The sequence below is a fragment of the Streptomyces sp. CB01373 genome, from assembly GCF_002803075.1.
Lineage (GTDB): Bacteria > Actinomycetota > Actinomycetes > Streptomycetales > Streptomycetaceae > Streptomyces.
Genome location: NZ_NNBK01000014.1, coordinates 113458 through 137583 on the forward strand (window position 1 = coordinate 113458; position 24126 = coordinate 137583).

Annotated in this window: 18 protein-coding genes; 6 read left to right on the top strand and 12 right to left on the bottom strand. The window is 70.9% G+C overall.

The features are described from left to right. Nucleotides 1-195: 195 nt before the first annotated feature. A complete protein-coding gene (locus CG719_RS23555; protein WP_100570669.1) occupies nucleotides 196-1584 on the bottom strand; it encodes a M16 family metallopeptidase in 1389 nt (462 codons plus the stop codon). Next, entirely contained in the window at nucleotides 1581-2954 is a 1374-nt protein-coding gene (locus CG719_RS23560; protein WP_100570670.1) for a M16 family metallopeptidase, read from the bottom strand. The genes CG719_RS23555 and CG719_RS23560 overlap by 4 nt, the downstream gene beginning before the upstream one ends. Before the next feature lie 348 nt (nucleotides 2955-3302). Between CG719_RS23560 and CG719_RS23565 the strand changes: the two genes are divergently transcribed. Next, nucleotides 3303-5759, top strand: a complete 2457-nt coding sequence (locus CG719_RS23565) for a DNA gyrase/topoisomerase IV subunit A (protein ID WP_100570671.1) — start codon at nucleotides 3303-3305, stop codon at nucleotides 5757-5759. A 196-nt stretch (nucleotides 5760-5955) separates the two neighbouring features. Here CG719_RS23565 and CG719_RS23570 read toward each other — a convergent pair whose 3' ends face one another. After that, nucleotides 5956-7086 (bottom strand): CobW family GTP-binding protein, encoded by a 1131-nt coding sequence (locus CG719_RS23570; RefSeq protein ID WP_100570781.1) that lies wholly within the window; start codon nucleotides 7084-7086, stop codon nucleotides 5956-5958. A 177-nt stretch (nucleotides 7087-7263) separates the two neighbouring features. On the opposite strand from CG719_RS23570, the gene CG719_RS23575 reads away from it, so the two are divergent. The 3 genes from CG719_RS23575 (at nucleotide 7264) to CG719_RS23585 (ending at nucleotide 11043) form a co-directional block, all read left to right on the top strand. Next, nucleotides 7264-8205: a sucrase ferredoxin gene (locus CG719_RS23575; RefSeq protein ID WP_100570672.1), complete on the top strand. Its 942-nt coding sequence runs from the start codon at nucleotides 7264-7266 to the stop codon at nucleotides 8203-8205. Nucleotides 8206-8701: 496 nt separating this feature from the next. After that, nucleotides 8702-10366, top strand: a complete 1665-nt coding sequence (locus CG719_RS23580) for a sensor histidine kinase (protein WP_199836751.1) — start codon at nucleotides 8702-8704, stop codon at nucleotides 10364-10366. Then, nucleotides 10363-11043 carry a response regulator gene (locus CG719_RS23585; RefSeq protein ID WP_100570674.1) on the top strand — a complete coding sequence of 227 codons (681 nt, stop codon included), beginning with the start codon at nucleotides 10363-10365 and terminating at the stop codon, nucleotides 11041-11043. Before CG719_RS23580 ends, CG719_RS23585 begins: the two co-directional genes overlap by 4 nt. 51 nt (nucleotides 11044-11094) lie before the next feature. Here the strand turns inward: CG719_RS23585 and CG719_RS23590 are convergent, their stop codons facing one another. The 3 genes from CG719_RS23590 to CG719_RS23600 all read right to left on the bottom strand — a co-directional run bounded on the left by CG719_RS23590 (nucleotide 11095) and on the right by CG719_RS23600 (nucleotide 13894). Then, the gene (locus CG719_RS23590) at nucleotides 11095-12144 is read right to left on the bottom strand and encodes an ABC transporter substrate-binding protein (protein ID WP_100570675.1); all 1050 of its coding nucleotides are present in this window, start codon (nucleotides 12142-12144) and stop codon (nucleotides 11095-11097) included. An 81-nt stretch (nucleotides 12145-12225) separates the two neighbouring features. After that, the gene (locus CG719_RS23595) at nucleotides 12226-13089 is read right to left on the bottom strand and encodes an ABC transporter permease (protein ID WP_100570676.1); all 864 of its coding nucleotides are present in this window, start codon (nucleotides 13087-13089) and stop codon (nucleotides 12226-12228) included. Further along, on the bottom strand, nucleotides 13079-13894 hold the full coding sequence (locus CG719_RS23600; RefSeq protein WP_100570677.1) for an ABC transporter ATP-binding protein: 816 nt from the start codon (nucleotides 13892-13894) through the stop codon (nucleotides 13079-13081). Before CG719_RS23600 ends, CG719_RS23595 begins: the two co-directional genes overlap by 11 nt. Before the next feature lie 160 nt (nucleotides 13895-14054). Here CG719_RS23600 and CG719_RS23605 point away from each other — a divergent pair, with 160 nt between their 5' ends. Next, nucleotides 14055-14744 carry a response regulator gene (locus CG719_RS23605; RefSeq protein ID WP_100570678.1) on the top strand — a complete coding sequence of 230 codons (690 nt, stop codon included), beginning with the start codon at nucleotides 14055-14057 and terminating at the stop codon, nucleotides 14742-14744. Between the two features lie 34 nt (nucleotides 14745-14778). Here the strand turns inward: CG719_RS23605 and CG719_RS23610 are convergent, their stop codons facing one another. The 3 genes from CG719_RS23610 to CG719_RS23620 form a co-directional block, all read right to left on the bottom strand. Beyond that, nucleotides 14779-16371: a solute symporter family protein gene (locus CG719_RS23610; protein WP_100570679.1), complete on the bottom strand. Its 1593-nt coding sequence runs from the start codon at nucleotides 16369-16371 to the stop codon at nucleotides 14779-14781. Then, entirely contained in the window at nucleotides 16368-16922 is a 555-nt protein-coding gene (locus CG719_RS23615; protein ID WP_100570680.1) for a DUF485 domain-containing protein, read from the bottom strand. Before CG719_RS23615 ends, CG719_RS23610 begins: the two co-directional genes overlap by 4 nt. A gap of 103 nt (nucleotides 16923-17025) precedes the next feature. Continuing rightward, entirely contained in the window at nucleotides 17026-19149 is a 2124-nt protein-coding gene (locus CG719_RS23620; protein WP_100570681.1) for a DNA gyrase/topoisomerase IV subunit B, read from the bottom strand. 442 nt (nucleotides 19150-19591) lie between these two features. Here CG719_RS23620 and CG719_RS23625 point away from each other — a divergent pair, with 442 nt between their 5' ends. Continuing rightward, on the top strand, nucleotides 19592-19822 hold the full coding sequence (locus CG719_RS23625) for a DUF7455 domain-containing protein (protein ID WP_100570682.1): 231 nt from the start codon (nucleotides 19592-19594) through the stop codon (nucleotides 19820-19822). 99 nt (nucleotides 19823-19921) lie between these two features. On the opposite strand, the gene CG719_RS23630 is transcribed toward CG719_RS23625, so the two are convergent. The 3 genes from CG719_RS23630 to CG719_RS23640 all read right to left on the bottom strand — a co-directional run bounded on the left by CG719_RS23630 (nucleotide 19922) and on the right by CG719_RS23640 (nucleotide 24048). Beyond that, nucleotides 19922-20779: a S1 family peptidase gene (locus tag CG719_RS23630; RefSeq protein ID WP_100570683.1), complete on the bottom strand. Its 858-nt coding sequence runs from the start codon at nucleotides 20777-20779 to the stop codon at nucleotides 19922-19924. Between the two features lie 135 nt (nucleotides 20780-20914). Further along, nucleotides 20915-22456, bottom strand: a complete 1542-nt coding sequence (locus tag CG719_RS23635; protein WP_100570782.1) for an RNA polymerase sigma factor — start codon at nucleotides 22454-22456, stop codon at nucleotides 20915-20917. Between the two features lie 704 nt (nucleotides 22457-23160). Then, entirely contained in the window at nucleotides 23161-24048 is an 888-nt protein-coding gene (locus tag CG719_RS23640) for a FadR/GntR family transcriptional regulator (protein ID WP_100570684.1), read from the bottom strand. Between the last annotated feature and the right edge of the window lie 78 nt (nucleotides 24049-24126).

Sequence of the window (24126 nt, forward strand, 5' to 3'; positions counted from 1 at the left end):
CCGACGCTAAGCGGGGCCGCTTTCAATTCCCAAACGGATCAGAAGTTTTGTAGCGCATACCACAGGGCAGACAGGCACTCTCCCCCTCAATTCGGACCACACTCGGACAACACAGGGCCCTGGTGACGCTTCGGTCACCAGGGCCCCACGCGCGTGTGTGCCGGTCGCCGCGCACGGCGGCGACCGGGTGTGCTCCTACTCGGCCTCGACGACGGTGACCCGGCCGACGCCCAGGGCCTCGACGGGCTCCTTGATCTGCGCCGCGTCACCGACGAGGACCGTCACGAGACGGTCCACCGGGAAGGCGTTGACGACGGCCGCGGTGGCCTCCACCGTGCCCGTGGCGGCGAGCTGCTGATAGAGCGTCGCCTGGTAGTCGTCGGGCAGGTGCTGCTCGACCTGGTCGGCCAGCGTGCCCGCCACGGCGGCGGCCGTCTCGTACTTCAGCGGGGCCACACCGACGAGGTTCTGCACGGCGACGTCACGCTCGGCGTCGGTGAGGCCCTCGGCGGCGAGCTTGCGCAGCACCGTGAACAGGTCGTCCAGGGCCGGGCCGGTGTTCGGGGTGTCGACCGAGCCGCTGATGGCAAGCATCGCGGCGCCCGACCCGTCGGGGGCCGAACGCATCACCTGGCCGAACGCCCGGACGCCGTAGGTGTAGCCCTTCTCCTCGCGCAGGACGCGGTCCAGGCGGGAGGTGAGGGTGCCGCCGAGGCAGTAGGTGCCGAGCACCTGGGCGGGCCACACACGGGCGTGCCGGTCGGGGCCGATCCGGCCGATGAGCAACTGCGTCTGGACGGCGCCGGGCCGGTCCACGATGACCACCCGGCCGGTGTCGTCGGCGGTGACCGGAGGCACGGGCCGCGGCTTGGCGGGCGCGCCGTTCCAGGCGCCCAGGGTCCGGCCCAGCAGCTCGTCGAGGTCGACTCCGGTGAGGTCGCCGACGACCACGGCGGTGGCCGTGGCCGGGCGCACGTGCCGGTCGTAGAAGGCGCGGACGGCCGCCGAGTCGATGGCGCCGACCGTCTCCTCGGTGCCCTGGCGGGGACGCGACATGCGCGAGTCGGCCGGGAAGAGCTCCTTGGACAGCTCCTTGGCGGCGCGGCGGGCCGGGTTGGCCAGCTCGTGCGGGATCTCGTCGAGCCGGTTGCGCACCAGCCGCTCGACCTCGGAGTCGGCGAACGCGGGCGCCCTGAGGGCGTCGGACAGCAGGCCGAGCCCCTTGGCCAGACGCGAGGCCGGGACCTCCAGGCTCAGCCGCACGCCGGGGTGGTCGGCGTGCGCGTCGAGGGTGGCGCCCGCGCGCTCCAGCTCGGCGGCGAACTCCTCGGCGGAGTGCTTGTCGGTGCCCTCGGAGAAGGCCCGCGCCGTGATCGTGGCCACGCCGTCCAGGCCGGCCGGCTCCGCCTCCAGGGGCGCGTCCAGCAGCACCTCCACGGCGACGACCTGCTGGCCGGGGCGGTGGCAGCGCAGCACCGTCAGGCCGTTGTCCAGCGTCCCGCGCTCGGGGGCGGGGAACGCCCACGGCCTGGCCGCGCCGGCCCGGGGCTGGGGGTGGAACTCCATCGTGGCGAGCTCGGTCACTTCGCCGCCTCCTCGGTCTCGTCGGTGGCCGCGGCGTCCGCGTCCTGGGCGTCGTCCTGCGCAGCGGCGGCGGTCGGCTCGTAGACGAGCACCGCGCGGTTGTCGGGACGCAGACGGGACTTGGCGACCTCCTGGACCTCCTCGGGCGTCACCTCCAGGACCCGGGCGACGGCGGTCAGGGCGAGCTGCGGGTCGCCGAACAGGACGGCGTAACGGCACAGTTCGTCGGCGCGGCCGGCGACCGTGCCGAGGCGGTCCAGCCACTCGCGCTCCAGCTGGGCCTGCGCGCGCTCCATCTCCTCGGCCGTCGGACCCTGTTCGGCGAACCGGGCGAGCTCCTCGTCGATCGCCGACTCGATGACGGGGACCTCGACATCGCCGGAGGTCTTCACGTCCAGCCAGCCGAGGGAGGGCGCGCCGGACAGCCGCAGCAGGCCGAAACCGGCCGCGACAGCCGTACGGTCGCGGCGCACCAGCCGGTTGTAGAGCCGCGAGGACTCGCCGCCGCCGAGGATGGTGAGCGCCAGGTCGGCCGCGTCGCACACGCGCGTGCCGTCGTGCGGGAGCCGGTAGGCGGCCATCAGGGCGCGGGCCGGGACCTCCTCCTCGACGACCTCGCGCAGCTGCCCGCCGATGACGTCGGGCAGGGAGCCGTCGCGGGGCTCGGGCTTGCCGTCGTGGGACGCGATGGAGCCGAAGTACTTCTCGACCCAGGCGAGCGTCTGCTCCGGGTCGATGTCACCGACGACCGACAGGACGGCGTTGTTCGGGGCGTAGTACGTGCGGAAGAACGCGCGCGCGTCCTCCAGCGTGGCCGCGTCGAGGTCCGCCATGGATCCGATCGGCGTGTGGTGGTACGGGTGGCCCTCCGGGTAGGCGAGGGCGGTCAGCCGCTCGAAGGCGGTGCCGTAGGGGACGTTGTCGTAGCGCTGGCGGCGCTCGTTCTTGACGACGTCCCGCTGGTTCTCCATGGACTCGTCGTCCAGCGCCGCGAGCAGCGAGCCCATGCGGTCGGCCTCCAGCCAGAGGGCGAGCTCCAGCTGGTGGGTGGGCATCGTCTCGAAGTAGTTGGTGCGCTCGAAGCTGGTGGTGCCGTTGAGCGAGCCGCCCGCGCCCTGCACCAGTTCGAAGTGGCCGTTGCCCTTGACCTGGGCGGAGCCCTGGAACATCAGGTGCTCGAAAAGGTGAGCCAGGCCGGTGCGTCCCTTGACCTCGTGGCGCGAGCCGACGTCGTACCAGAGGCACACCGCCGCGACCGGGGTCAGGTGGTCCTCGGAGAGCACCACGCGCAGGCCGTTGGCCAGGCGGTACTCGGTCGCTGTCAGGCCGCCGGAGCCTGCCTCGGCTGCAGCCGTGTGACCCATGGGCATGTACGTCCCTTCGATCGCGATGGCGGTCTGCGAACCGCCCTTTTCCTGCCGGTCCTGCCACTGTATGCAAGCGTGCGGACCCGTGGCGAAGTTCCCACGGTCCGTACGCCGAGAGCGAGACGGAAAGCCGCGCGTCACGGCACCGCGGAACAGGACGTCCCCGCAGTTCGCACCGGCACCAGAGGCACCACCGCCACCAGCGGCCACGGGACGGCGGGGGTCCCCGGAGGCGGGGCGGGAGGGCGGAACGTGCCCTGTGGGGACGGGGCGTGGTCCGGGCTGTCAGTCGCGCGGTCCACAATGGTCCGCGTCAGATCCCGTCCACGCTTCAGCAAGGAGCCGGCAGCGATGGCCCGCCGCAGCACGAAGACCCCGCCGCCCGACGACTCGTACGAGGAGAGGATCCTCGACATCGACGTCGTCGACGAGATGCAGGGCTCCTTCCTCGAGTACGCGTACTCGGTCATCTACTCCCGCGCGCTGCCGGACGCCCGGGACGGACTCAAGCCGGTGCACCGCCGCATCGTCTACCAGATGAACGAGATGGGGCTGCGCCCCGAGCGCGGCTACGTGAAGTGCGCCCGCGTCGTCGGCGAGGTCATGGGCAAGCTGCACCCGCACGGCGACGCGTCGATCTACGACGCCCTGGTGCGCCTGGCCCAGCCCTTCTCGATGCGTGTCCCGCTCGTCGACGGCCACGGCAACTTCGGCTCGCTGGGCAACGACGACCCGCCGGCCGCCATGCGGTACACCGAGTGCCGGATGGCCGAGGCCACGAGCCTGATGACGGAGTCCATCGACGAGGACACCGTCGACTTCGCCCCCAACTACGACGGCCAGGAGCAGGAGCCGGTGGCCCTGCCGGCCGCCTTCCCGAACCTGCTGGTGAACGGCGCCTCCGGCATCGCCGTCGGCATGGCCACGAACATGCCCCCGCACAACCTCAACGAGGTCATCGCGGCCGCCCGCCACCTCATCCGCCACCCGAACGCGGACCTGGACGCCCTGATGCGGCACGTCCCGGGCCCGGACCTGCCCACCGGCGGCCGGATCGTCGGCCTGTCCGGGATCAGGGACGCCTACGAGAGCGGCCGCGGCACCTTCAAGATCCGCGCGACGGTCTCGGTGGAGACCGTGACGGCGCGCCGCAAGGGGCTGGTCGTCACCGAGCTGCCCTTCGCCGTCGGCCCGGAGAAGGTGATCGCCAAGATCAAGGACCTGGTCGGCTCGAAGAAGGTCCAGGGCATCGCCGACGTCAAGGACCTCACCGACCGCGAGCACGGACTGCGCCTGGTCATCGAGATCAAGAACGGCTTCGTGCCCGAGGCCGTCCTGGAGCAGCTGTACAAGCTGACGCCGATGGAGGAGTCCTTCGGCATCAACAACGTCGCCCTGGTCGACGGCCAGCCCCTCACGCTCGGTCTGAAGGAGCTGCTGGAGGTCTACCTCGACCACCGCTTCGAGGTCGTACGGCGCCGCAGCGAGTACCGGCGGCGCAAGCGGCGCGACCGACTGCACCTGGTGGAGGGCCTGCTCACCGCGCTGGTGGACATCGACGAGGTCATCCGTCTGATCCGCTCCAGCGAGAACTCCGCGCAGGCCAAGGAGCGCCTGATGCGGCGCTTCTCGCTGAGCGAGGTCCAGACCCAGTACATCCTCGACACCCCGCTGCGCCGGCTGACCAAGTACGACCGCATCGAGCTGGAGGCGGAGAAGGGCAAGCTCATCGCGGAGATCGAGGAACTGACCCGGATCCTTGAGTCCGACGCGGAGCTGCGCAAGCTGGTCTCGGCCGAACTGGCCGCGGTCGCCAAGAAGTTCGGCACTCCCCGGCGCACGATGCTGCTGGAGGCGAGCAACGTCCCGGCCGCCGTGGTGCCGTTGCAGGTGGCGGACGACCCGTGCCGCGTCCTGCTGTCCTCGACGGGTCTGATGGCCCGCACGACGAACGGCGAACCGTTCGCGCAGGGCACGGACGGCAAGCGTCAGAAGCACGACGTGATCGTCTCGGCGGTCCCGGCGACCGGCCGGGGCGAGGTGGGCGTGGTGACGTCGGCGGGCCGTCTGCTCCGCGTGAACGTCGTCGACCTGCCCCATCTGCCGGAGCAGACGTCGGCTCCGAATCTCGCCGGCGGAGCGCCACTGGCGGAGTTCGTCTCCCTGGAGGACGACGAGACCGTGGTCTGCCTGACCACGCTGGACGAGTCGTCTCCGGGCCTGGCGCTCGGTACCGAGCAGGGCGTCGTCAAGCGGGTCGTGCCCGACTACCCCTCCAGCAAGGAGGAGTTGGAGGTCATCACACTCAAGGAGGGTGACCGGATCGTCGGCGCGGTCGAGCTGCGCACCGGTGAGGAGGACCTGGTCTTCATCACGGACGACGCCCAGCTCCTGCGCTACCAGGCCTCCCAGGTCCGCCCGCAGGGCCGCCCGGCCGGCGGCATGGCCGGCATCAAGCTCACCGAGGGCGCCAAGGTCATCTCGTTCACGGCCGTCGACCCGGCCGCAAACGCGATCGTCCTCACCATCGCAGGCTCGCGCGGCTCGCTGGACGACTCCGTGCAGACGACGGGCAAGGTCACACCGTTCGACCAGTACCCGCGCAAGGGCCGCGCCACCGGCGGTGTGCGCTGCCAGCGGTTCCTGAAGGGCGAGGACTGCCTGGCCTTCGCCTGGGCGGGGCCCACCCCGGCCCTGGCCACGCAGAAGAACGGCAGCCCGGCCGAACTCCCGCAGCTCGACCCGCGCCGCGACGGCTCGGGCGTGTCGCTGCCGAAGACGGTGGCGGTGGTCGCGGGGCCCGTCTAGGGTCTTTCGTTTGGATCAGGCCGGATCAGGGAGCGGGGTCTGGTGCCGTGTATCGCAAGGCGGAGGAGGGCGGCAGGGCGGAGCCCTGCCAACCGACGACAACACCGCGAGGCACGGTGCCAGGGCCCGCGAGCCCGGCATGATCCAAACGAGAGGCCCTAGGCCGGGGGTCCGCCGGGTCCGGGGCCGGTTTCGGTCAGGCCAGGTCCGGGTCCGGCAGGTCCGGGTCCGTTTGACCCGGGGCCTCGGGGTCGTGTCTCTCGGGGTCCCGTACGTAGCGCAGGACGCCCCACATGCCGTGCTCGTCGGCGTGCGGGGTGTCCTGCTTGCACACCTCCAGCTCCTTGCCGAGGGCGCCCGCGTCGATGCCGGAGCCGATGAGCACGAGCTGGGTGGGACGGGGGTCGTCGCCGTCCGGCCAGGGCTCGGGGTAGAAGCGCAGGAAACGCCCGACGGCGTGCACGGCGTAGCGGTTGCGCACGTCGTGGCGGCCGAAGCCGACGTACCCCTTGATCCGGTAGAGCCCGTCGGGGCGGCTGTCCAGGAACCGCATCAGCCGGCGAGGATCGAGCGGCACGTCGGAGACGAAGGAGAGACTGTCGTAGCCGGCGTGCAGATGCGCGGCGTGGTGGTCGTCGTCCTCGTCCGCGCCGGACGCGTGCAGGTCGTCGAAGGAGAGCTGCCCGATCCGCTCCTCGCTCGGCCGGCAGTCGAAGAGGAACTCCGGGTCCACCCTGCCGTACGAGGCCGGGACGACGGCGGCCCCGTCGGCCAGGGACCGTACGAGTGCGAGCACCTTCTCGCCGTCGGCCGCCCGGTCGGTCTTGTTGACGACGACGAGGTCGGCGAGCGCGAGATGCCGGTCGATCTCGGGATGCCGCGCACGGGTGTCGCCGAACTCGGCGGCATCCACGACCTCGACGAGCCCGCCGTAGACGACCCGGGGGTTCTCGGAGGCCAGCACCATGCGGACGAGTTCCTGGGGTTCGGCGAGCCCGCTGGCCTCGATGACGACGACGTCGATACCGGCGGCCGGGCTCGTCAACCGGTCGAGGTAGACGTCGAGTTCACTGGCGTCCACCGCACAGCACAGGCACCCGTTGCCCAGGGAGACGGTGGAGTCCCCGAGGGCTCCCGCGACCGCCATGGCGTCGATCTCGATCGCGCCGAAGTCGTTGACGATCGCGCCGATGCGGCTGCCGCCGCTGCGGTGCAGCAGGTGGTTGAGGAGCGTGGTCTTGCCCGAGCCCAGAAAACCGGCGAGCACCACGACCGGGATCTGCGCCGCGCTGCGGCTCGGACTCGGGTACCGGCTCGGCTGACTCACCACGCGACCTCTCTCATGCCGACGCGTGCACCGGCTCACGGCCCTGCGCACGTACGAGGATGGAATGCCGACCAAGGATACGAGCCGTGCGCACGCCGGGGCGCTGCGCGAGCGCCCGGCGAAGATCACCCCTACGGCTGGCGTGGATCCGGGCCGAGTCAGGTTAGGCTCACCTGCGTGAGTACGTGCTCTACCGTCTCCCGGCAGCTCGACGAGCCGATGGCCGCCACCGCGGCCACGGCGACGACATGGCTGCTGCTGGAACAGCCCGGCCCCTGGGGTGCCAAGGCACTCACTTCGAGCCACCTGGACCCCACGCTCGGACGTGCGCTCGATCGCGCGGCGCGGGGCACCGGCGTCCGGATCGCGCTCATCCGCCGTCCGGGGCGGCACGCCGACCGCCGCACCCAGTCCGTACGGCATGTGTACGCGGCCCATACGGTCCCGGGGAACGTATGGCTGCGCAGCGCCGTGACCGCCGACCCGGAACGCCTGCTGGCCCTCGACTTCGCCGCGCTGGGCATGGGCGACCACGACACCTTCGACGCCGCCCTCCAGGGCGGGCCGCACACAGGTGATCCGCTCGCGCTGGTGTGCACCAACGGCAAGCGTGACCAGTGCTGCGCCCTGCTCGGCCGTCCCCTCGCGGCCGAACTCGCCGCCTCCGGGGTCCAGGACGTCTGGGAGGTCACGCACCTGGGCGGCCACCGTTTCTCGCCGACCCTGCTCGTGCTGCCGTTCGGATACGCCTACGGCCGGGCCGAGGCCCACGCCGTCAAGGAGATCCTGCACCGTGTGGGCGAGGGCCGGATGGTCCTCGAGGGCTGCCGGGGCCGAACGGCCTGGGAACGGCCCGGGCAGGCCGCGGAACTGGCGGTGCGGGAGACGGCGCGCGAGTACCGCGCGGACGCGCTGAGCGTCGTACGCACCGACGGATCGGCGCCGCGCTGGGAGGTCACCGTCGCCCACGCCGACGGACGCCGGTGGCACGTGGCCGTGTCCCAGGGGGCCGCCCTGCCGCCGCGCCCGGAGAGCTGCGGCACCTCGGTGCTGGGCGGGCCCACGCACATGGACGTGACCGCCGTCCGCGAACTGGCGACCGCACCACTGACGGCCTGACGGCTCACCAGCCACGGGCTGCCCACTGACGGCCCACGGACCGGGGCAACGGTCCGGCGGGGCGACTCGGGACAACGGCGACACGGCACCGCCGCCGGGAGACAGCCGCACGACAGCACGGCAGCACAGCGTCGGCACGGCGGACCGGCGGACCGCAGCACAGCCTCGACACGGCGATCCGGCGGCACGGCAGCGGCGCGGGACAGCGCCAGGCGGCGCCGCGAGGCAGCCGCACGGCAGCAGATCAGCGCGATGACTCGACGCGACACCGCGACCGCACGGCGGAACGGCGGCCGCCCGGCGGCACGACGGAACGGCGGCAAGCCGGGGCAACGGCGCGGGACAGCGGCGACACCGCAGTCGCGCGACGGAACGGCAGCGGCAAGGCGACGGGCCGAGGCGGGGCGGCCGTGCGGCGGTGGTGTGAGAGATGATCCGCGCCACACACCGGGAACAGCCCGGGAACGGCCCCGTGTCCCGACGTACTGTCATGGCCATGAGCGCCACTCCTCCCGCCCGCCGCCGGCGGCTGGGTCTGCCGCGACGTGTCTTCTCGCAGGTGCTGCTGATGCAGCTGGCGATCGCCGCGGGAGTCGCCGTGCTCGCGACCGGCCTGTTCCTCGCGCCGCTGAGCCACCAGCTGGACGAGCAGGCGATGCGCCGCGCCCTCGCCATCGCCGAGACCACCGCCGAGAACCGGCAGATCGCACAGGACCTCCAGCACACCGTCCCGACCGTCGACGGCCCCGTGCAGCAGGAGGCGGAGCGGATCCGGAAGGCGACCGGCGCCGAGTACATCGTCGTGATGGACAGACGGGGCATGCGCTGGTCGCACACGGATCCGAAGCAGGTCGGCCGGCACGTGTCGACGAGTGCGGAGTCGGTCCTGGCCGGCCGGAAGGTCATGGAGATCGACACCGGCACGCTGGGCCGCTCGGCACGCGGCAAGGTGCCCCTGTACGACGGTGGCCACCACATCGTGGGCGCGGTCTCGGTCGGCATCGCCTACGACAGCGTGCGCGGCAAGCTGATCGACGCCATTCCGGGCCTGTTCGCCTACGCGGGCGGCGCCCTGGCCGTGGGCGCGCTGGCGGCTTGGCTGGTCTCCCGGCGGGTCCAGCGGCAGACGAGGGACCTCGCCTTCTCGGACATCGCGGCCCTGCTCGCCGAACGCGAGGCCATGCTGCACGGCATCCGGGAGGGGGTCGTGGCCCTGGACCGCAGCGGACGGATCCGGCTGCTCAACGACGAGGCGCAGCGGCTGCTCGGCCTCGGCGACGAGGCGGTGGGCCGGTCGCTCGACGAGGCGCTCGGGGCGGGCCGTACGACCGACGTCCTGGCCGGGCGGGTGACGGGCACGGACCTGCTCACGGTGCGCGGGCAGCGCGTCCTGGTCGCCAACCGGATGCCGACCGACGACGGGGGCGCCGTCGCGACCCTGCGCGACCGCACCGAGCTGGAGGAGCTGGGCCGGGAGCTGGACTCGACGCGCGGCCTGATCGACGCCCTGCGCGCCCAGGACCACGAGCACGCCAACCGCATGCACACCCTGCTGGGCCTGCTCGAGCTGGAGATGTACGACGACGCCGTGGAGTTCGTCGGCGAGGTGGTCGGCGACCACCGGGCCACCACCGAGCAGGTCACCGAGAAGATCCAGGACCCGCTGCTCGCCGCCCTGCTGGTCGGCAAGGCGACCGTCGCGGCCGAGCGCGGGGTCGCGCTGTGGCTGTCGGACCGCACGCACCTGCCGGACCGGCTCGTCGACCCCAGGGGGCTGGTGACGATCGTCGGCAACCTGGTCGACAACGCGCTGGACGCGGTCGCCGGGACTCCACACGCGCGTGTGGAGGGCGAACTGCGCGCGGCGGGACGTACCGCCGTGCTCCGGGTGCGCGACACCGGGCCCGGAATCCCGGCGGGGCGGCGCGACCTGATCTTCACGGAAGGGTGGTCCACCAAGCAGCCGCCGGCGCACGGCAGGCGCGGTATAGGTCTGTCCCTGGTGCGCAGGCTCGCCGAGCGGCAGGGCGGAACCGTCACGGTGGGCGAGGCGCCCGGCGGCGGAGCGGAGTTCACGGTCGTACTGCCCGAGGCGCTCGCCGACGCGGAGCCCGCGCAGGTGGCCGCCCTCGGCGCCGGGACCGGCGAGGAGGAGCAGTGATCGAGGTCCTGGTCGTGGACGACGACGTCCGGGTGGCGCAGATCAACGCCGCCTATGTGGAGAAGGTGCCGGGCTTCCGCGTCGCCGCCGCGGCGCACACCGCCGCCGACGCCCTGCACCGGCTGGAGACGCTGCCTCAGCTCGACCTGGCCCTCATGGACCACTGCCTGCCCGACGACACGGGCCTGTCGGTCGTGCGGGAGATGCGCAGCCGCGGCATCGGGACCGACGTGATCATGGTGACGGCGGCCCGTGACGTGTCGACCGTGCAGGCGGCGATGCGGCACGGTGCGCTGCAGTACCTGATCAAGCCGTTCACCTTCGCCGGGCTGCGCTCCAGACTGGAGGCGTACGCGGCACTGCGCCGCACCCTGGACAGTGGCGGGGAGGCCGAACAGGCCGAGGTCGACCGGCTCTTCGGGGCGCTGTCGGCGCCGCCGGAGCCCAGCCTGCCCAAGGGCCACTCCCCCGCGACCGTCGAACTCGTCCGCCGGACCCTGATGGGAGCCGCCGGGCCCCTGTCGGCCCACGAGGTCGCCGAGCGGACCGGGGTGAGCCGGCAGACCGCCCAGCGCTGCCTGAAGTTCCTGGAGCGCACCGGACGGGTCCGGCTGACGCTGAAGTACGGCGGCGCGGGCCGCCCTGAACACCGTTATGTGTGGGCGGCCCGCGCCTGAGGCCACGGCTCCGGGGGGAGGGGAAGGCCGTGGCCCCCTTGCATACGGATCTCAGCCCTTGGCCTTCTCAACGAACTCGGTGGTGTAGGTCTTGCTCAGGTCCACGTCGTGCTTCTGGATGTTGGGATTGAACGCCTTGAGCACCTTCTCGACGGTCTCGGGGCCGTTCTGAGGCATCACGCCGTCGTTGGTGAACATCGGCAGTGTGCTCTTGATCGCCTCCGCGTACAGCGTCTTGTTGCCCTGGGAGTAGTCGGCGGGCATCTTGGCGGCGATCTCGTCGGCGCTGTGGGTGGACATCCACTTGAGCGTCTTCACGAACGCGTTGGCCAGCTTCTGGGTGGTCTCCTTGTGGCTGTTGACCCAGTCCGACTGCATGTACAGGCTGGACGACGGGTACGGGCCGCCGAGCGCCTCCTGCGAGCCCTCGGGCGTGCGCATGTCGATGAGGACCTTGCCCGCCTTCCTCTCCAGGATCGTCGCTACGGTCGGATCGGTCGTCATGCCGGCGTCGATGGACCCCTGCTCGAGTGCGGCGATGAAGGTCGGCCCCGCACCGACGGCGACCGGACTGAACTCGCTGACCTTCACACCGTTCTTGACCGCCAGGTACTTGGTGAGGAAGTCGGTCGAGGAACCCAGGCCGGTGACGCCGAGCTTCCTGCCCTTGAAGTCCTTCGGCGAAGTGATCTTGTCCGCCGCCTTGGTGGAGACGACCTCCACCTCACCGGGCGCGTGCGAGAACTGCACCACGGACTCGACGTACTTGCCGTGGGTCTGGAGGTCCAGGGTGTGGTCGTAGAAGCCGACGGCGCCCTGGACCTGGCCGGAGACGAGTGCGGTCTCGGCCTGGACACCGGCGGGCTCGCTCAGCAGCTCGACGTCCAGGCCCTCCTCGGTGAAGTAGCCGAGGCGCTGGGTGAGCATCGCGGGCAGGTAGATGACCTTGTCCAGGCCACCCACCATGATCTTGACCTTCTCCCCCTTGCCTCCCCCGCCGCTGCCGGTGGAGCTCGCCGCCTCGTTGGCGCAGGCGGTGAGGGAGGACAGGGCGAGCAGGCCGGCGGCGGCCGAGGCAGCGAATCTGGTGCTCTTGCGCATGAGGGTCACGTCCTTGTGAGAAAAGGCGATACGGGAAGCGAGGTGCGGGGGGCGGGAGGGAAGCCGGTGCGGCGGCGGACGTCAGTCCCCGGAGCCCGCCGGCTTCCAGCGGAAGATGCGGCGCTCGGCGAAGGTGAGCAGTCCCTCGGCGACGAGCGCGACCGCGGCAAGGATGACCATCGCGGCGTACACGCCGGCCGCGTTGAAGTTGCCCTGGGACGTCGCGACGAGCAGGCCGATGCCCTTGGTGGCGCCGATGTACTCGCCGACGATGGCGCCGATGAGGGCGAAGCCGAAGCTGACGTGCAGGCTGGTGAAGATCCACGAGGTCGCGGACGGGATGACCACCTGGAAGGTGACCCTGCGGTCGCTCGCACCGAGGATCCGCGCGTTGGCCACCAGGTTGCGGTCGACCTCCCGGGCGCCCTGGAAGGCGTTGAAGAACACCGGGAAGAACACGAGGACCACGGCCGAGGCGATCTTGGAGAGCGGTCCGAGCCCGAACCAGATCACGAAGATCGGGGCCAGGACGATCCTCGGGAGGGAGTTGAGAACCTTGATGTAGGGGCCGAGGACATCTGCGAGGAAGGTGATGCGTCCGAGCGCGATACCGAGGACCACACCGATCACCACGCCGAGCACCCAGCCGATCAGCGCCTCGTAGAGCGTGTACCAGATCTGCTCACCCAGCGAGCCCTGCGCGGTGCCGTGCGTGATCCAGGTCCAGATCTGGTCCCAGATCTCCGACGGCATGGAGAAGTTGAACGAGTCGATGACCTTGGCCCTGGAGAGCGCCTCCCACAGGCCGAGCACGGCCACCAGCACCAGGGCGCGGGCGGAGCCGACGACCACCTTGCGTCTGCGGGCGGCGCGGGCCCTGGAGTGCGCCCGGTCCGAGGTCTTGACCGTTTCGACGACCGGAGTGCTGAGAACCTCAGGCGACATGGGCGGCACCTCTTTCACGGGTGATGCGGACCTCTTCGCCGAGCGACTCCCAGATCTCGCGGTAGATGTCGATGAACTCCGGCTGGAGGCGCACCTGCTCGACCTTGCGCGGCCGCGGCAGGCCGATGTCGAAGACCTGCTTCACGGTCGCGGGGCCGGCGGTCATGACGACGACCTTGTCGGCCAGGGCGATGGCCTCCTCCAGGTCGTGGGTGACGAAGACGACCGAGGCGCCCGTGCCCTCCCACAGTTCGAGGAGCTCGTCCGACATCAGCGCCCGCGTCTGCACGTCGAGCGCCGAGAACGGCTCGTCCATCAGTAGGATCTCGGGGTCGTTGACGAAGGTGGCGGCGAGGGCGACGCGCTTGCGCTGGCCGCCGGAGAGCTGGTGCGGGTAACGGTCCTCGAAGGCGGCGAGTCCGACCCTGGCCAGCCAGGCGCGGGCCTTCTCCTTCGCCTCGGCCTTCGGCATGCCGCGGAATCGCGGCCCGGCCATCACGTTGGACAGCACCGAGCGCCAGGGGAAGGTGGCGTCCTGCTGGAAGACGAAGCCGACCTTCCCGCCGACGCCCTGCACCGGCTCGCCGGCCACCAGCACATCGCCCTCGGTGGGCTCCTCCAGCCCGCTGACGAGGGTCAGGGTGGTCGACTTGCCGCAGCCGGTGGGGCCGACCACGGCCACGAACTCGCCGCGCCGCACGGTGAGGTCGAGGTCCCTGACGGCCGTGTGCAGGCCCCCTGACGGGGTCCTGAACGTTTTGCTCGCGCCCCGTAGTTCGATGACGGGGCTGGTGTCTGCGCTCATGGCCCGGGACGGTAGATGTGTCCCCGGCCACAGCATCAGTCTTCTGAGCGCAAGCCGTTCTTTTGCTCGCAAGCACCTGTTGTGCTCGTTTTGCTCGCGCTACAACAACGGAGCCCGACAACAGCTCAACGCCCGCCTGGCCTTGAGGGAAAGAGGCCCGATGATTGACGTCCTGGTGGTCGACGACGACTTCCGTGTCGCCGAAATAAACGCCAAGTACGTGGGAAAGGTTCCCGGTTTCCGGGTGGCCGCCCGCGCGCACAGTGCCGCGCAGGCCCTGTCCACCGTGCAGCGCGACGGCATCGACCTGGTCCTGCTCGACCACTACCTGCCCGACCGCACGGGTCTGGAACTCGTCAACCGCATGCGGGAACAGGGCATCGGCACCGACGTCATCATGATCACGGCGGCCGGCGACGTGGCGACCGTCCAGCAGGCCATGCGCCTGGGCGCGCTGCACTACCTGGTCAAACCGTTCACCTTCGCCGCGCTGCGCACCCGCCTGGAGTCCTACGCCGCCCTGCGCCGCACCGTCGACCGGGTCGGGCGCGGCGTCACCGGGCAGGAGCAGGTGGACCGGATCTTCGGCGCCCTGCGCACCACGCCCGCTCCCACGTCCCCGGGGCTGCCCAGCGGCCAGTCGGAACCGACGACGGACCTCATCTGCGGCGTCCTGCACCGCGCCGACCAGCCCCTGTCCGCCCACGAGGTGGCCGCCCGCACCGGCCTGAGCCGCTCCACCGCCCAGCGCTACCTGCGCCACCTGGAACAGGCAGGACGCCTGCGCCTGTCCCTGAAGTACGGCGACACGGGACGGCCGGAGCACCGCTACGCGTGGGTGGCGCCCTAGCCGGCAGGCACGGGGTTTACGGGCCCCGGTGTCTCTACACGGCCCCCGCCCCCGTCAGCGACCGCACCTCCGTCTCGGCGTGCCTGGCCTCGTCCGGGGCCTCGGGGGAGGTGACGGTGCCCAGCCAGCCGGCGAGGAATCCCAGCGGGACGGAGACGATGCCGGGGTTCTCCAGCGGGAAGAGCTGGAAGTCGACGCCAGGGAACAGCGCGTCGGGACTGCCGGAGACCACCGGGGAGAGCACGACGAGCCCGAGCGCGGGAACCAGACCGCCGTACACGGCCCACACCGCACCGCGGGTCGTGAAGCCGCGCCAGAACAGGGAGTACAGCAGCACCGGCAGGTTCGCAGAGGCGGCGACGGCGAACGCGAGACCCACCAGGAAGGCCACGTTGAGGTTGCGGGCGAGCAGGCCGAGGGCGATCGCGACCAGGCCGATGCCGACCGCGGCGACGCGCGCCACGGCCACCTCGCTGCGCTGCCGGGCACCGCGGCGCCGCAGCGACGCGTACAGGTCGTGGGCCACCGACGCGGAGGAGGCGAGGGTGATCCCGGCGACCACCGCGAGGATCGTGGCGAAGGCGACCGCGGCCACCACCGCGAACAGCACCGTCCCCGCCGTGGAGTCGGCGCCGCCGCCGAGGTCGAGGGCCAGCAGCGGGACCGCCGTGTTCCCGGCCGCGTTGGACCCGCGCAGGGCGTCGGGACCGACGATCGCGGCCGCTCCGAAGCCGAGGACGATCGCCATCAGGTAGAAGCCGCCGATCAGCCCGATGGACCAGATCACCGAGCGCCGGGCGGCCCGAGCGGTCGGCACGGTGTAGAAGCGGGACAGGATGTGCGGCAGCCCCGCCGTGCCGAGCACCAGCGCCAGTCCGAGACTGATGAAGTCCAGACGCGAGGTCAGATCCCCGCCGTACTTCAGTCCGGGCACCAGGAAGGCGCCCCCGTGACCGCTGCGCTCGGCCGCGGTGAGCAGCAGCCGGTCGATGTCGCCGTGGAACCTGACCAGGACCAGCACGGTCAGCACGACTGTGCCGCCCAGCATCAGGACCGCCTTGACGATCTGGATCCAGGTGGTGGCCCGCATCCCTCCCAACGACACGTAGATCACCATCAGCGCGCCGACGCCGATGACGGTCCAGGCCTGCACCCCCGCGCCGGTCCGGCCCAGGAGCAGCGCCACCAGGCTGCCCGCGCCCACCATCTGCGCCACCAGATACAGAACGGACACGGTGACCGAGGAAGTTCCCGCCGCGATCCGCACCGGCCGCGCGCTCATCCGCGCCGCGACCACGTCGGCGAGCGTGAAGCGCCCGCAGTTGCGGACCAGTTCGGCGACGAGGAAGAGCACGACCAGCCAGGCCACGAAGAAGCCCACCACGTACAGCACACCGTCGTAGCCGAACAGGGCGATCAGACCGGGGACACCCAGGAAGGAGGCGGCCGACGCGTAGTCGCCCGCGACGGCGAAACCGTTCTCCATCGGCGAGAACAGCCTCCCGCCCGCGTAGAACTCCTCCGCCGATCCGTGCCGGTTGCGGCTCACCCAGGTGGTGATCCCCAGGGTGACCGCCACGAACACACTGAACAGCACCAGCGCCAGGGTCTGGTGGTTGCCGGTCACGAGGCACCACCGCCCGCACCGCGCGTCAGCTCCTGGGTGTCCCAGCGCAGTTCGAGCGCCGCACGGTCCCTGCGCAGCCGGGCGTGCCGGGCGTAGGCCCAGGCGAGGAGGAAGGTGCTGAGGAACTGCCCGAGGCCCGCCAGCATCCCCACGTTCACCACGCCCGCCACCGGCCGGGCCATGAACCCCGGCGCGGTCGTCGCGGTCACGACGTAGCCCACGTACCAGGCGAGGAAGAGGGCGACCGCCGGCGTCACGAACCTCCGGTAGCGGCTGCGCACCTCCTGGAACGCAGGGCTGCGCTGCACCTCGAGGTACGCGGCGGCCGCCGCGCCGTCCCCCGGTCCGGTCCGATCCTCGCGGCGGGCCGCCGGTACCGGTGCGGCGGGGGCCGCCGTGCCATTGCCGTCACCCCAGCCGGAGGCCAGCGCGTCGTACCAGGGGTCGCGGTATCTGATGTCCCCGGACTCCGGGTCCGGGCCTTCGTCGGTCCCGGGCACGTTCCCGGGACCGCCCCCGCCGGCGCGGAGGCGGTCGTTGCTTGACTGCATGCCCAAGGATGGACAGAACCGGAAGTTCCCTGACTTCTCTTCCCTCCGGTCTTCACCCCATCAGGTGACGCGTCCCGGCTGTGCGTTACGCGTCCGACGCGCCCTAAGCGTCGATGCGCGAGCGGTCCAGGGTCGCGGCGGAGCTCGCGATGAACTCCTTGCGGGGTGCCACGTCGTTGCCCATCAGGAGGTCGAAGACCTGTTCGGCGGCCTCCAGGTCGGAGAGGTTGATCCGGCGCAGGGTGCGGTGGCGCGGGTCCATGGTGGTCTCCGCGAGCTGGTCGGCGTCCATCTCACCGAGGCCCTTGTAGCGCTGGATCGAGTCCTTGTACCGCACGCCCTTGCTCTGGAACTGGAGCAGCTTGTCGCGCAGCTCGCGGTCCGAGTAGGTGTAGACGTACTTGTCCTGGCCCTTCTTCGGCTGGATCAGCTCGATGCGGTGCAGCGGCGGGACCGCGGCGAACACCCGGCCCGCCTCGACCATGGGGCGCATGTAGCGGTGGAACAGCGTCAGGAGCAGGGTCCGGATGTGGGAGCCGTCCACATCGGCGTCGGTCATCATGATGATCTTGCCGTAGCGGGCAGCGTCGATGTCGAAGGTCCGGCCGGATCCGGCTCCTATGACCTGGATGATCGCGCCGCACTCGGCGTTCTTCAGCATGTCCGTGACGGACGACTTCTGGACGTTGAGGATCTTGCCGCGGATGGGCAGCAGCGCCTGGAACTCGGAGTTCCGGGCCAGCTTCGCCGTGCCGAGCGCGGAGTCGCCCTCGACGATGAACAGCTCGCTGCGGTCGACGTCGTCGCTCCGGCAGTCGGCGAGCTTGGCGGGCAGCGAGGAGGACTCCAGGGCCGTCTTGCGGCGCTGCGCGTCCTTGTGCTGGCGGGCCGCGATGCGCGTGCGGGCCGCGGCGACGGCCTTCTCCAGCACCACGCGCGCCTGCTGCGCGGCGTCGCGCTTGGTGGAGGTCAGGAACTCCTTGAGCTCCTTGGTGATGACGTTGTTCACGATGCGCCGGGCCGCCGAGGTGCCGAGGACCTCCTTGGTCTGCCCCTCGAACTGGGGCTCGGCCAGGCGGACCGTGACGACCGCGGTGAGGCCCTCCAGGGCGTCGTCCTTGACGACGTCGTCCTCGGCGACGCGCAGCATCTTCTTGGCGCGCAGCACCTCGTTCATGGTCTTGGCGACGGCCTGCTCGAAGCCGGCCACGTGCGTGCCGCCCTTGGGGGTGGCGATGATGTTGACGAAGGACCGCAGGGTGGTGTCGTAGCCGGTCCCCCAGCGCATGGCGACGTCCACGCCGAGCTCGCGGGTGACCTCGGTGGGCGTCATCTGGCCGTGGTCGTCGAGGACCGGGACCGTCTCCTTGAAGGTCCCGTGCCCGGTGAAGCGGAGCACGTCGCAGACGGCCCTGTCGCTCGCCAGGTACTCGCAGAACTCGCTGATGCCGCCGTCGTAGCGGAAGGACTCCTCGCCCTTGCTGCCGCCCTCGCCGAGGCCGTACTCGTCACGCACGACGATGGTCAGCCCGGGCACCAGGAACGCCGTCTGGCGGGCGCGCTGGTGCAGGTTCTCCAGGGAGAGCTTGGCGTCCTTCAGGAAGATCTGGCGGTCGGCCCAGTAGCGCACGCGGGTACCGCTGCGGGACTTGGGGATCTTCCTGGCCTTGCGCAGTCCGCTCCCGGGCTCGAACTTGGCCTCGGGCCCGCCCGTCGTGAACGCGCCGGGCACACCGCGCCGGAAGCTGATGGCGTGGGTGTGGCCGCCCCGGTCCACCTCGACGTCCAGCCGGGCGGACAGGGCGTTGACCACGGAGGCGCCGACGCCGTGCAGACCGCCGGAGGCGGCGTACGAGCCGCCGCCGAACTTTCCGCCGGCGTGCAGCTTGGTCATCACGACCTCGACGCCGGACAGGCCCGTCTTGGGCTCGACGTCGACCGGGATGCCGCGGCCGTTGTCGCGCACCTCCACCGAGCCGTCGTCGTGCAGCACGACGTCGATGTGGTCGCAGTAGCCGCCGAGGGCCTCGTCGACGGAGTTGTCGATGATCTCCCACAGGCAGTGCATCAGACCGCGGCTGTCGGTGGACCCGATATACATGCCCGGGCGCTTGCGCACGGCCTCGAGCCCCTCGAGGACGAGCAGGTGCCGAGCGGTGTAGTTGGAACCGTCGCGGTCTGCTCCTGCCAGCAGCGCTGTGGACGGCACGGACGTCTCGGCGGTCACGCGGTTCGCTCCTCGCTGAATTTCAGATGTGGCCCTGTTGGGTAAGGGCGCGGCTTGGGTAGCCGCTCAGAGGGTACCGAGGCCTGGTAGAGCCCTTGTAACGCAACCCTCGGCAGGAACACAGACTAGTAGAGGGTCGCATACACGTTCGATCCTTCATCCGAGTGAAGCACATATCACGTTCCCTTCGAGGCATGAACCATTTAGGCTCCGGGCACGTCCTCATGAACAACCGGCAACCCGGCCGGGGAGGACCGACCATGACCGAGAGCGCGAACCCGTACGACACATAGACACGCGATACGGCACATTCGCCGCCAAACCGGCAGCAGCCTGCCGCCCCGAAGAAGATTTTTCGAGGAAAAGCCACGATCGGGAACGTTTGGGGCTGGTTGGATGTTGACCCTGGTACGACAGCTCGTCGAGCTAGAGAAGAGGCGACGTGACTACTGTTCTGACCCCCGCGAGCCCACTGACGGCCGCTGATCGCTGCGACCGCTGCGGCGCCCAGGCATACCTGCGCGTCGTCCTGCTGAGCGGCGGAGAACTGCTCTTCTGCGCCCACCACGGTCGCAAGTTCGAGCCAGAACTCAAGAAGATCGCCGCTGAGATACAGGACGAGACCGAGCGCCTGACCTCCGTTCCGGCGAACGCCTCCGAGGAAGAGCTCTGACCCTCCCGCCCGACGAGCGAGCTCGGCACAGACCGGCGAACGGGCGGTCGCCCCTGGCACCCAGGAGCGACCGCCCGTCCTCGTGACCGGCGACGCCGGTCACGACTCGCCGGACGGCGGGCGCGGCGCCTTCTTGCCGACCCGGCCCAGCGCCCGGACCACCTCGGAGACACGCGTGTAGACACCAGGGCTCCCGGCGCGCCCGCAGCCGCTGCCCCACGACACAAGCCCGATCAGGCGCCCCTGGGCGACCAGCGGGCCCCCACTGTCGCCCTGGCACGCGTCCCGGCCCCCAGCGGTCTCTCCCGCACAGAGCATGCTCTCGGGCTGGTACGTGCCCTCGCCGCCGCCCGGATAGGCCTGCCGGCACTCCTCGTCCCGCAGGACGTGCACAGGCGCCCCATGCAGGCTGTGGGCATAGGCGGCGGTACCCGTGGTGTCCCCCCACCCGTAGACCGTGGCGCTCGTACCCGGCGTGTACGCCGGGTCACCCGCGGCTGCCATGGGGACGACGGCGTTCTCCGGCATGGGCTCGGCAAGAGTGAGCACGGCGAAGTCACCGGCATTGGTGGTGGGGTCATAGTGCGGATTGACCCAGGTGGACCGCACGGGGACCTCCTTGCCCTGATCGGAGAGCAGATCCGTACGGCCCGTGATCACCTTCAGATCCGGCGTCGGCGGCGCGCCCACGGCCTCTTTGGCCAGACAGTGGGCCGCGGTGAGCACCTCGGTGCGACCGATGGCCACGCCCCCGCAGAACTGCCCCGCGCGGGTGCCTCCGAACCGGTCACGGCTGGAGAGCGCCACGGTCCACGGACTCTGCGAGACGTCGACGGGGAAGCCGCCGATGACAACGCTGTCAGCGGCTACAGGTGCGGCCGCTGACAGCGGTATCGCGGCTCCCGCGGCCGCCAGGACCAGCGGCCAGATCAGGGCACGGGCAGAACGGCGTCGCATGGGTGCTCCTCACTCTCGGACGATCACGGAACACCCAGAGTCATGCACAGTGACGCGACGCGCAGCACGAGGACCCGGCCCCCTGGGGGAACCGGGCCCTCGGTGTCATACGACCGGACCAGTCGAAGTACCGGACTAGTCGAGGTAGTCGCGCAGCACCTGCGAGCGCGACGGGTGGCGCAGCTTCGACATGGTCTTGGACTCGATCTGGCGGATCCGCTCACGCGTCACGCCGTAGACCTTGCCGATCTCGTCGAGGGTCTTCGGCTGGCCGTCGGTGAGACCGAAGCGCATGGAGACGACGCCGGCCTCGCGCTCGGACAGGGTGTCGAGGACCGAGTGCAGCTGCTCCTGGAGCAGCGTGAAGCTGACCGCGTCGGCCGGGACGACCGCCTCGGAGTCCTCGATGAGGTCACCGAACTCGCTGTCGCCGTCCTCGCCCAGCGGGGTGTGCAGCGAGATGGGCTCGCGGCCGTACTTCTGGACCTCGATGACCTTCTCCGGGGTCATGTCGAGCTCCTTGGCCAGCTCCTCCGGGGTGGGCTCACGGCCCAGGTCCTGGAGCATCTGGCGCTGCACGCGCGCGAGCTTGTTGATGACCTCGACCATGTGCACCGGGATACGGATGGTGCGGGCCTGGTCGGCCATCGCCCGGGTGATCGCCTGACGGATCCACCAGGTGGCGTACGTGGAGAACTTGTAGCCCTTGGTGTAGTCGAACTTCTCCACCGCGCGGATCAGACCGAGGTTGCCCTCCTGGATGAGGTCCAGGAAGAGCATGCCGCGGCCCGTGTAGCGCTTGGCCAGGGAGACCACCAGACGGAGGTTGGCCTCCAGGAGGTGGTTCTTGGCGCGGCGGCCGTCCTCGGCGATGATCTCCAGCTCGCGCTTGAGCTTGGGGGCGAGCTTGTCGGAGTTGGCCAGCTTGTCCTCGGCGAAGAGGCCCGCCTCGATGCGCTTGGCCAGCTCCACTTCCTGCTCGGCGTTGAGCAGGGGGACCTTGCCGATCTGCTTGAGGTAGTCCTTCACCGGGTCGGCGGTGGCGCCGGCCGCGGCGACCTGCTGGGCGGGCGCGTCGTCCTCGTCCTCGTCGGACAGCACGAAGCCGGCGCTCTCGGTGCCCTCGGGCTCCTCGGCGCCCTTGGCCTCCTCGAGCACCTCTTCCTCGAGAAGTTCGGCGTCGTCCTTCTTGGCGGCGGTGGTCTTCTTGGCAGCCGTCTTCTTGGCGGCCGTCGTCTTCTTGGCCACCGCCTTCCTGGCGGCCGTCGTCTTCTTGGCAGCGGCCTTCTTCGCGGGGGTCTCTTCCTCGACGGACGCGCCGGCGGTGGGCGCCGCCGGGGCAGCGGTGGCGGTGGCCTTCCTGGTGGTCACCGTCTTCGCCGCGACCGTCTTGGTGGCGGTGCGCTTGGCCGGGCTCTTCGCTGCGACGCTCTTGCGGGTGCGCTTGTTGGGCTCCGCGGCACTGACCATCAGCGTCACACCCTCTTCCTCGAGGATCTGGTTGAGGCTGCGCAGTACGTTCTTCCACTGAGTGGCCGGAATCTGGTCAGCTTCGAAGGCCCGACGCACATCGTCGCCGGCGATCTGCCCCTCAGCCTTTCCCCGCTCAATGAGCGCCATGACAGAGACGGACTCGGCGATCTCCGGCGGGAGCGTACGGGATGTGCTGGCCGACACGAACAACCTCTCGGAACGTTGGAAAACGGCTTCCGGCCCCGTCCGTCATGGACAGGAGCCGACCACCGGCCTGGGGATTGGGCCGACGGCGCGGGCGGGGGCCGGGAAGTTGCACAGCGCCGTACATCGGCGTCCGTATTCCCTCCTCGGCCGTCACCTCTTAGGTCATCGCGTTGTACCCAGGAGTGTTACGCCCAATCTGCGTGGCCCCAGTCACACCCCGTAAGTGCGTAAAAAGGGTCAGAGATGGGCAGATGGAGTCGGGTACCCACCACGGTGACGAACCCACAGGCGGCTCGCCCCGGTCACGTACGGCTCCGCGGGTTCACGGGTTCGCGGCGGGGGCGGCGTACCGGTCGGCCGGTCTGCTGCGGGTCGGCGCCCTCGGTCGGCCGTATGGCGACGGGAGCGGGTCACACGGTCGGCCGGGGTGCGACGGTGCCGCGCGCGGTCGGCCGGTGTGCGACGGAGGCGGTGCCTGCGGTCGGCCGGTCCGCGGCGGGGCGATGCCCTCGGTCGGCCGGTGGGCGACGGGGCGCTTCCCGCCGTCAGCCGGCCTGCGGCGCGAGCCGTGCCCGCAGTCAGCCGGTGTGTGTCGGGTGTGACACCCACGGCCGGCCGGCGACCCGCCTCTCGCGGGAGCCCGCCGGAGGACGGCAGGGCCCGGGCCGTGCCGCCCACGCAGGGACCGGTGCTCGCGCGGTTCAGTGCTCGCGCGGCGCGGGAACCACCCGTTCGACCTCGGGGTGCACCGTGAGCAATTGACGCATGGCGCCTTCCGCCGCGGTGCCGTCGCCGGCCACGACCGCGTCGACGATGCGGGCGTGCTGCGCGAGGGAGGCCTCGTTCGGACGGTCGCAGCCCGTGACGGGCCCGCCGGACACCTGGAGGGCGGCCGAGACGATCCCGGAGAGGTGGTCCAGCATCCGGTTGCCCGCGATCTGGATGAGCAGCGAGTGGAACTCGGCATCCGCGCGGGAGAAGGTGAGCGCGTCGCCCTGCCCCAGGGCGTGCCCCATGATCTCGACCATGTCGGACAGGCGCTGGTGGATGTCCTCGCGGCCGTGCCCGGCGGCGAGACGCGCGGCGAGCGGCTCGATCGTCCAGCGCAGTTCGCTGAGCTCGCGGCGCTGGTCGTCGCGCTGCGGACCGAACGCCCGCCACTCGATGATGTCCGGGTCCAGGAGATTCCAGTCGCTGACCGGGCGCACCCGCGTCCCGACGTTCGGGCGGGCGCTGACCAGGCCCTTGGCCTCCAGCACGCGGAGCGACTCGCGGACGACGGTGCGGGAGACCTCGAAGCGCTGGCCGATCTCCTCGGGCACCAGCGGACGGTCGGCGCCCAGGTCGCCGGAGACGATCATCTGACCCAGCTGCTGGACGAGTTGGCCGTGCAGTCCGCGTCCGCGGCTGCCCGCGGCACGCCGGCCCACGCGCCCCAGCTCCGGGTCGGCGCCCTCCCAGGCGGGGCTCGCGACGCGGCCGGGGACGGGCGCCTCGGCGTAGGGGTAACGGTCTAGTTCGCCCGGGCCGACGAGACCGGAGTCTGTGGAGCGGGCGGCGGTCATCATGGTGTGCGCAAGGGTACTCACGGATCTTTTGTCGGCGTCGTCTCCAACTCCCTTGAGGTCTTTGGTGAAAAGCACACGAAAGGGTGATCGCTCACTTCG

Bases quoted from the DNA above. Each gene is read 5' to 3' on its own strand.
- CG719_RS23560 (WP_100570670.1), bottom strand. From the start codon at position 2,954: ATGCCCATGGGTCACACGGCTGCAGCCGAGGCAGGCTCCGGCGGCCTG.
- CG719_RS23630 (WP_100570683.1), bottom strand. From the start codon at position 20,779: ATGCGACGCCGTTCTGCCCGTGCCCTGATCTGGCCGCTGGTCCTGGCG.
- CG719_RS23615 (WP_100570680.1), bottom strand. From the start codon at position 16,922: ATGCAGTCAAGCAACGACCGCCTCCGCGCCGGCGGGGGCGGTCCCGGG.
- CG719_RS23595 (WP_100570676.1), bottom strand. From the start codon at position 13,089: ATGTCGCCTGAGGTTCTCAGCACTCCGGTCGTCGAAACGGTCAAGACC.
- CG719_RS23600 (WP_100570677.1), bottom strand. From the start codon at position 13,894: ATGAGCGCAGACACCAGCCCCGTCATCGAACTACGGGGCGCGAGCAAA.
- CG719_RS23605 (WP_100570678.1), top strand. From the start codon at position 14,055: ATGATTGACGTCCTGGTGGTCGACGACGACTTCCGTGTCGCCGAAATA.
- CG719_RS23580 (WP_199836751.1), top strand. From the start codon at position 8,702: ATGAGCGCCACTCCTCCCGCCCGCCGCCGGCGGCTGGGTCTGCCGCGA.
- CG719_RS23590 (WP_100570675.1), bottom strand. From the start codon at position 12,144: ATGCGCAAGAGCACCAGATTCGCTGCCTCGGCCGCCGCCGGCCTGCTC.
- CG719_RS23565 (WP_100570671.1), top strand. From the start codon at position 3,303: ATGGCCCGCCGCAGCACGAAGACCCCGCCGCCCGACGACTCGTACGAG.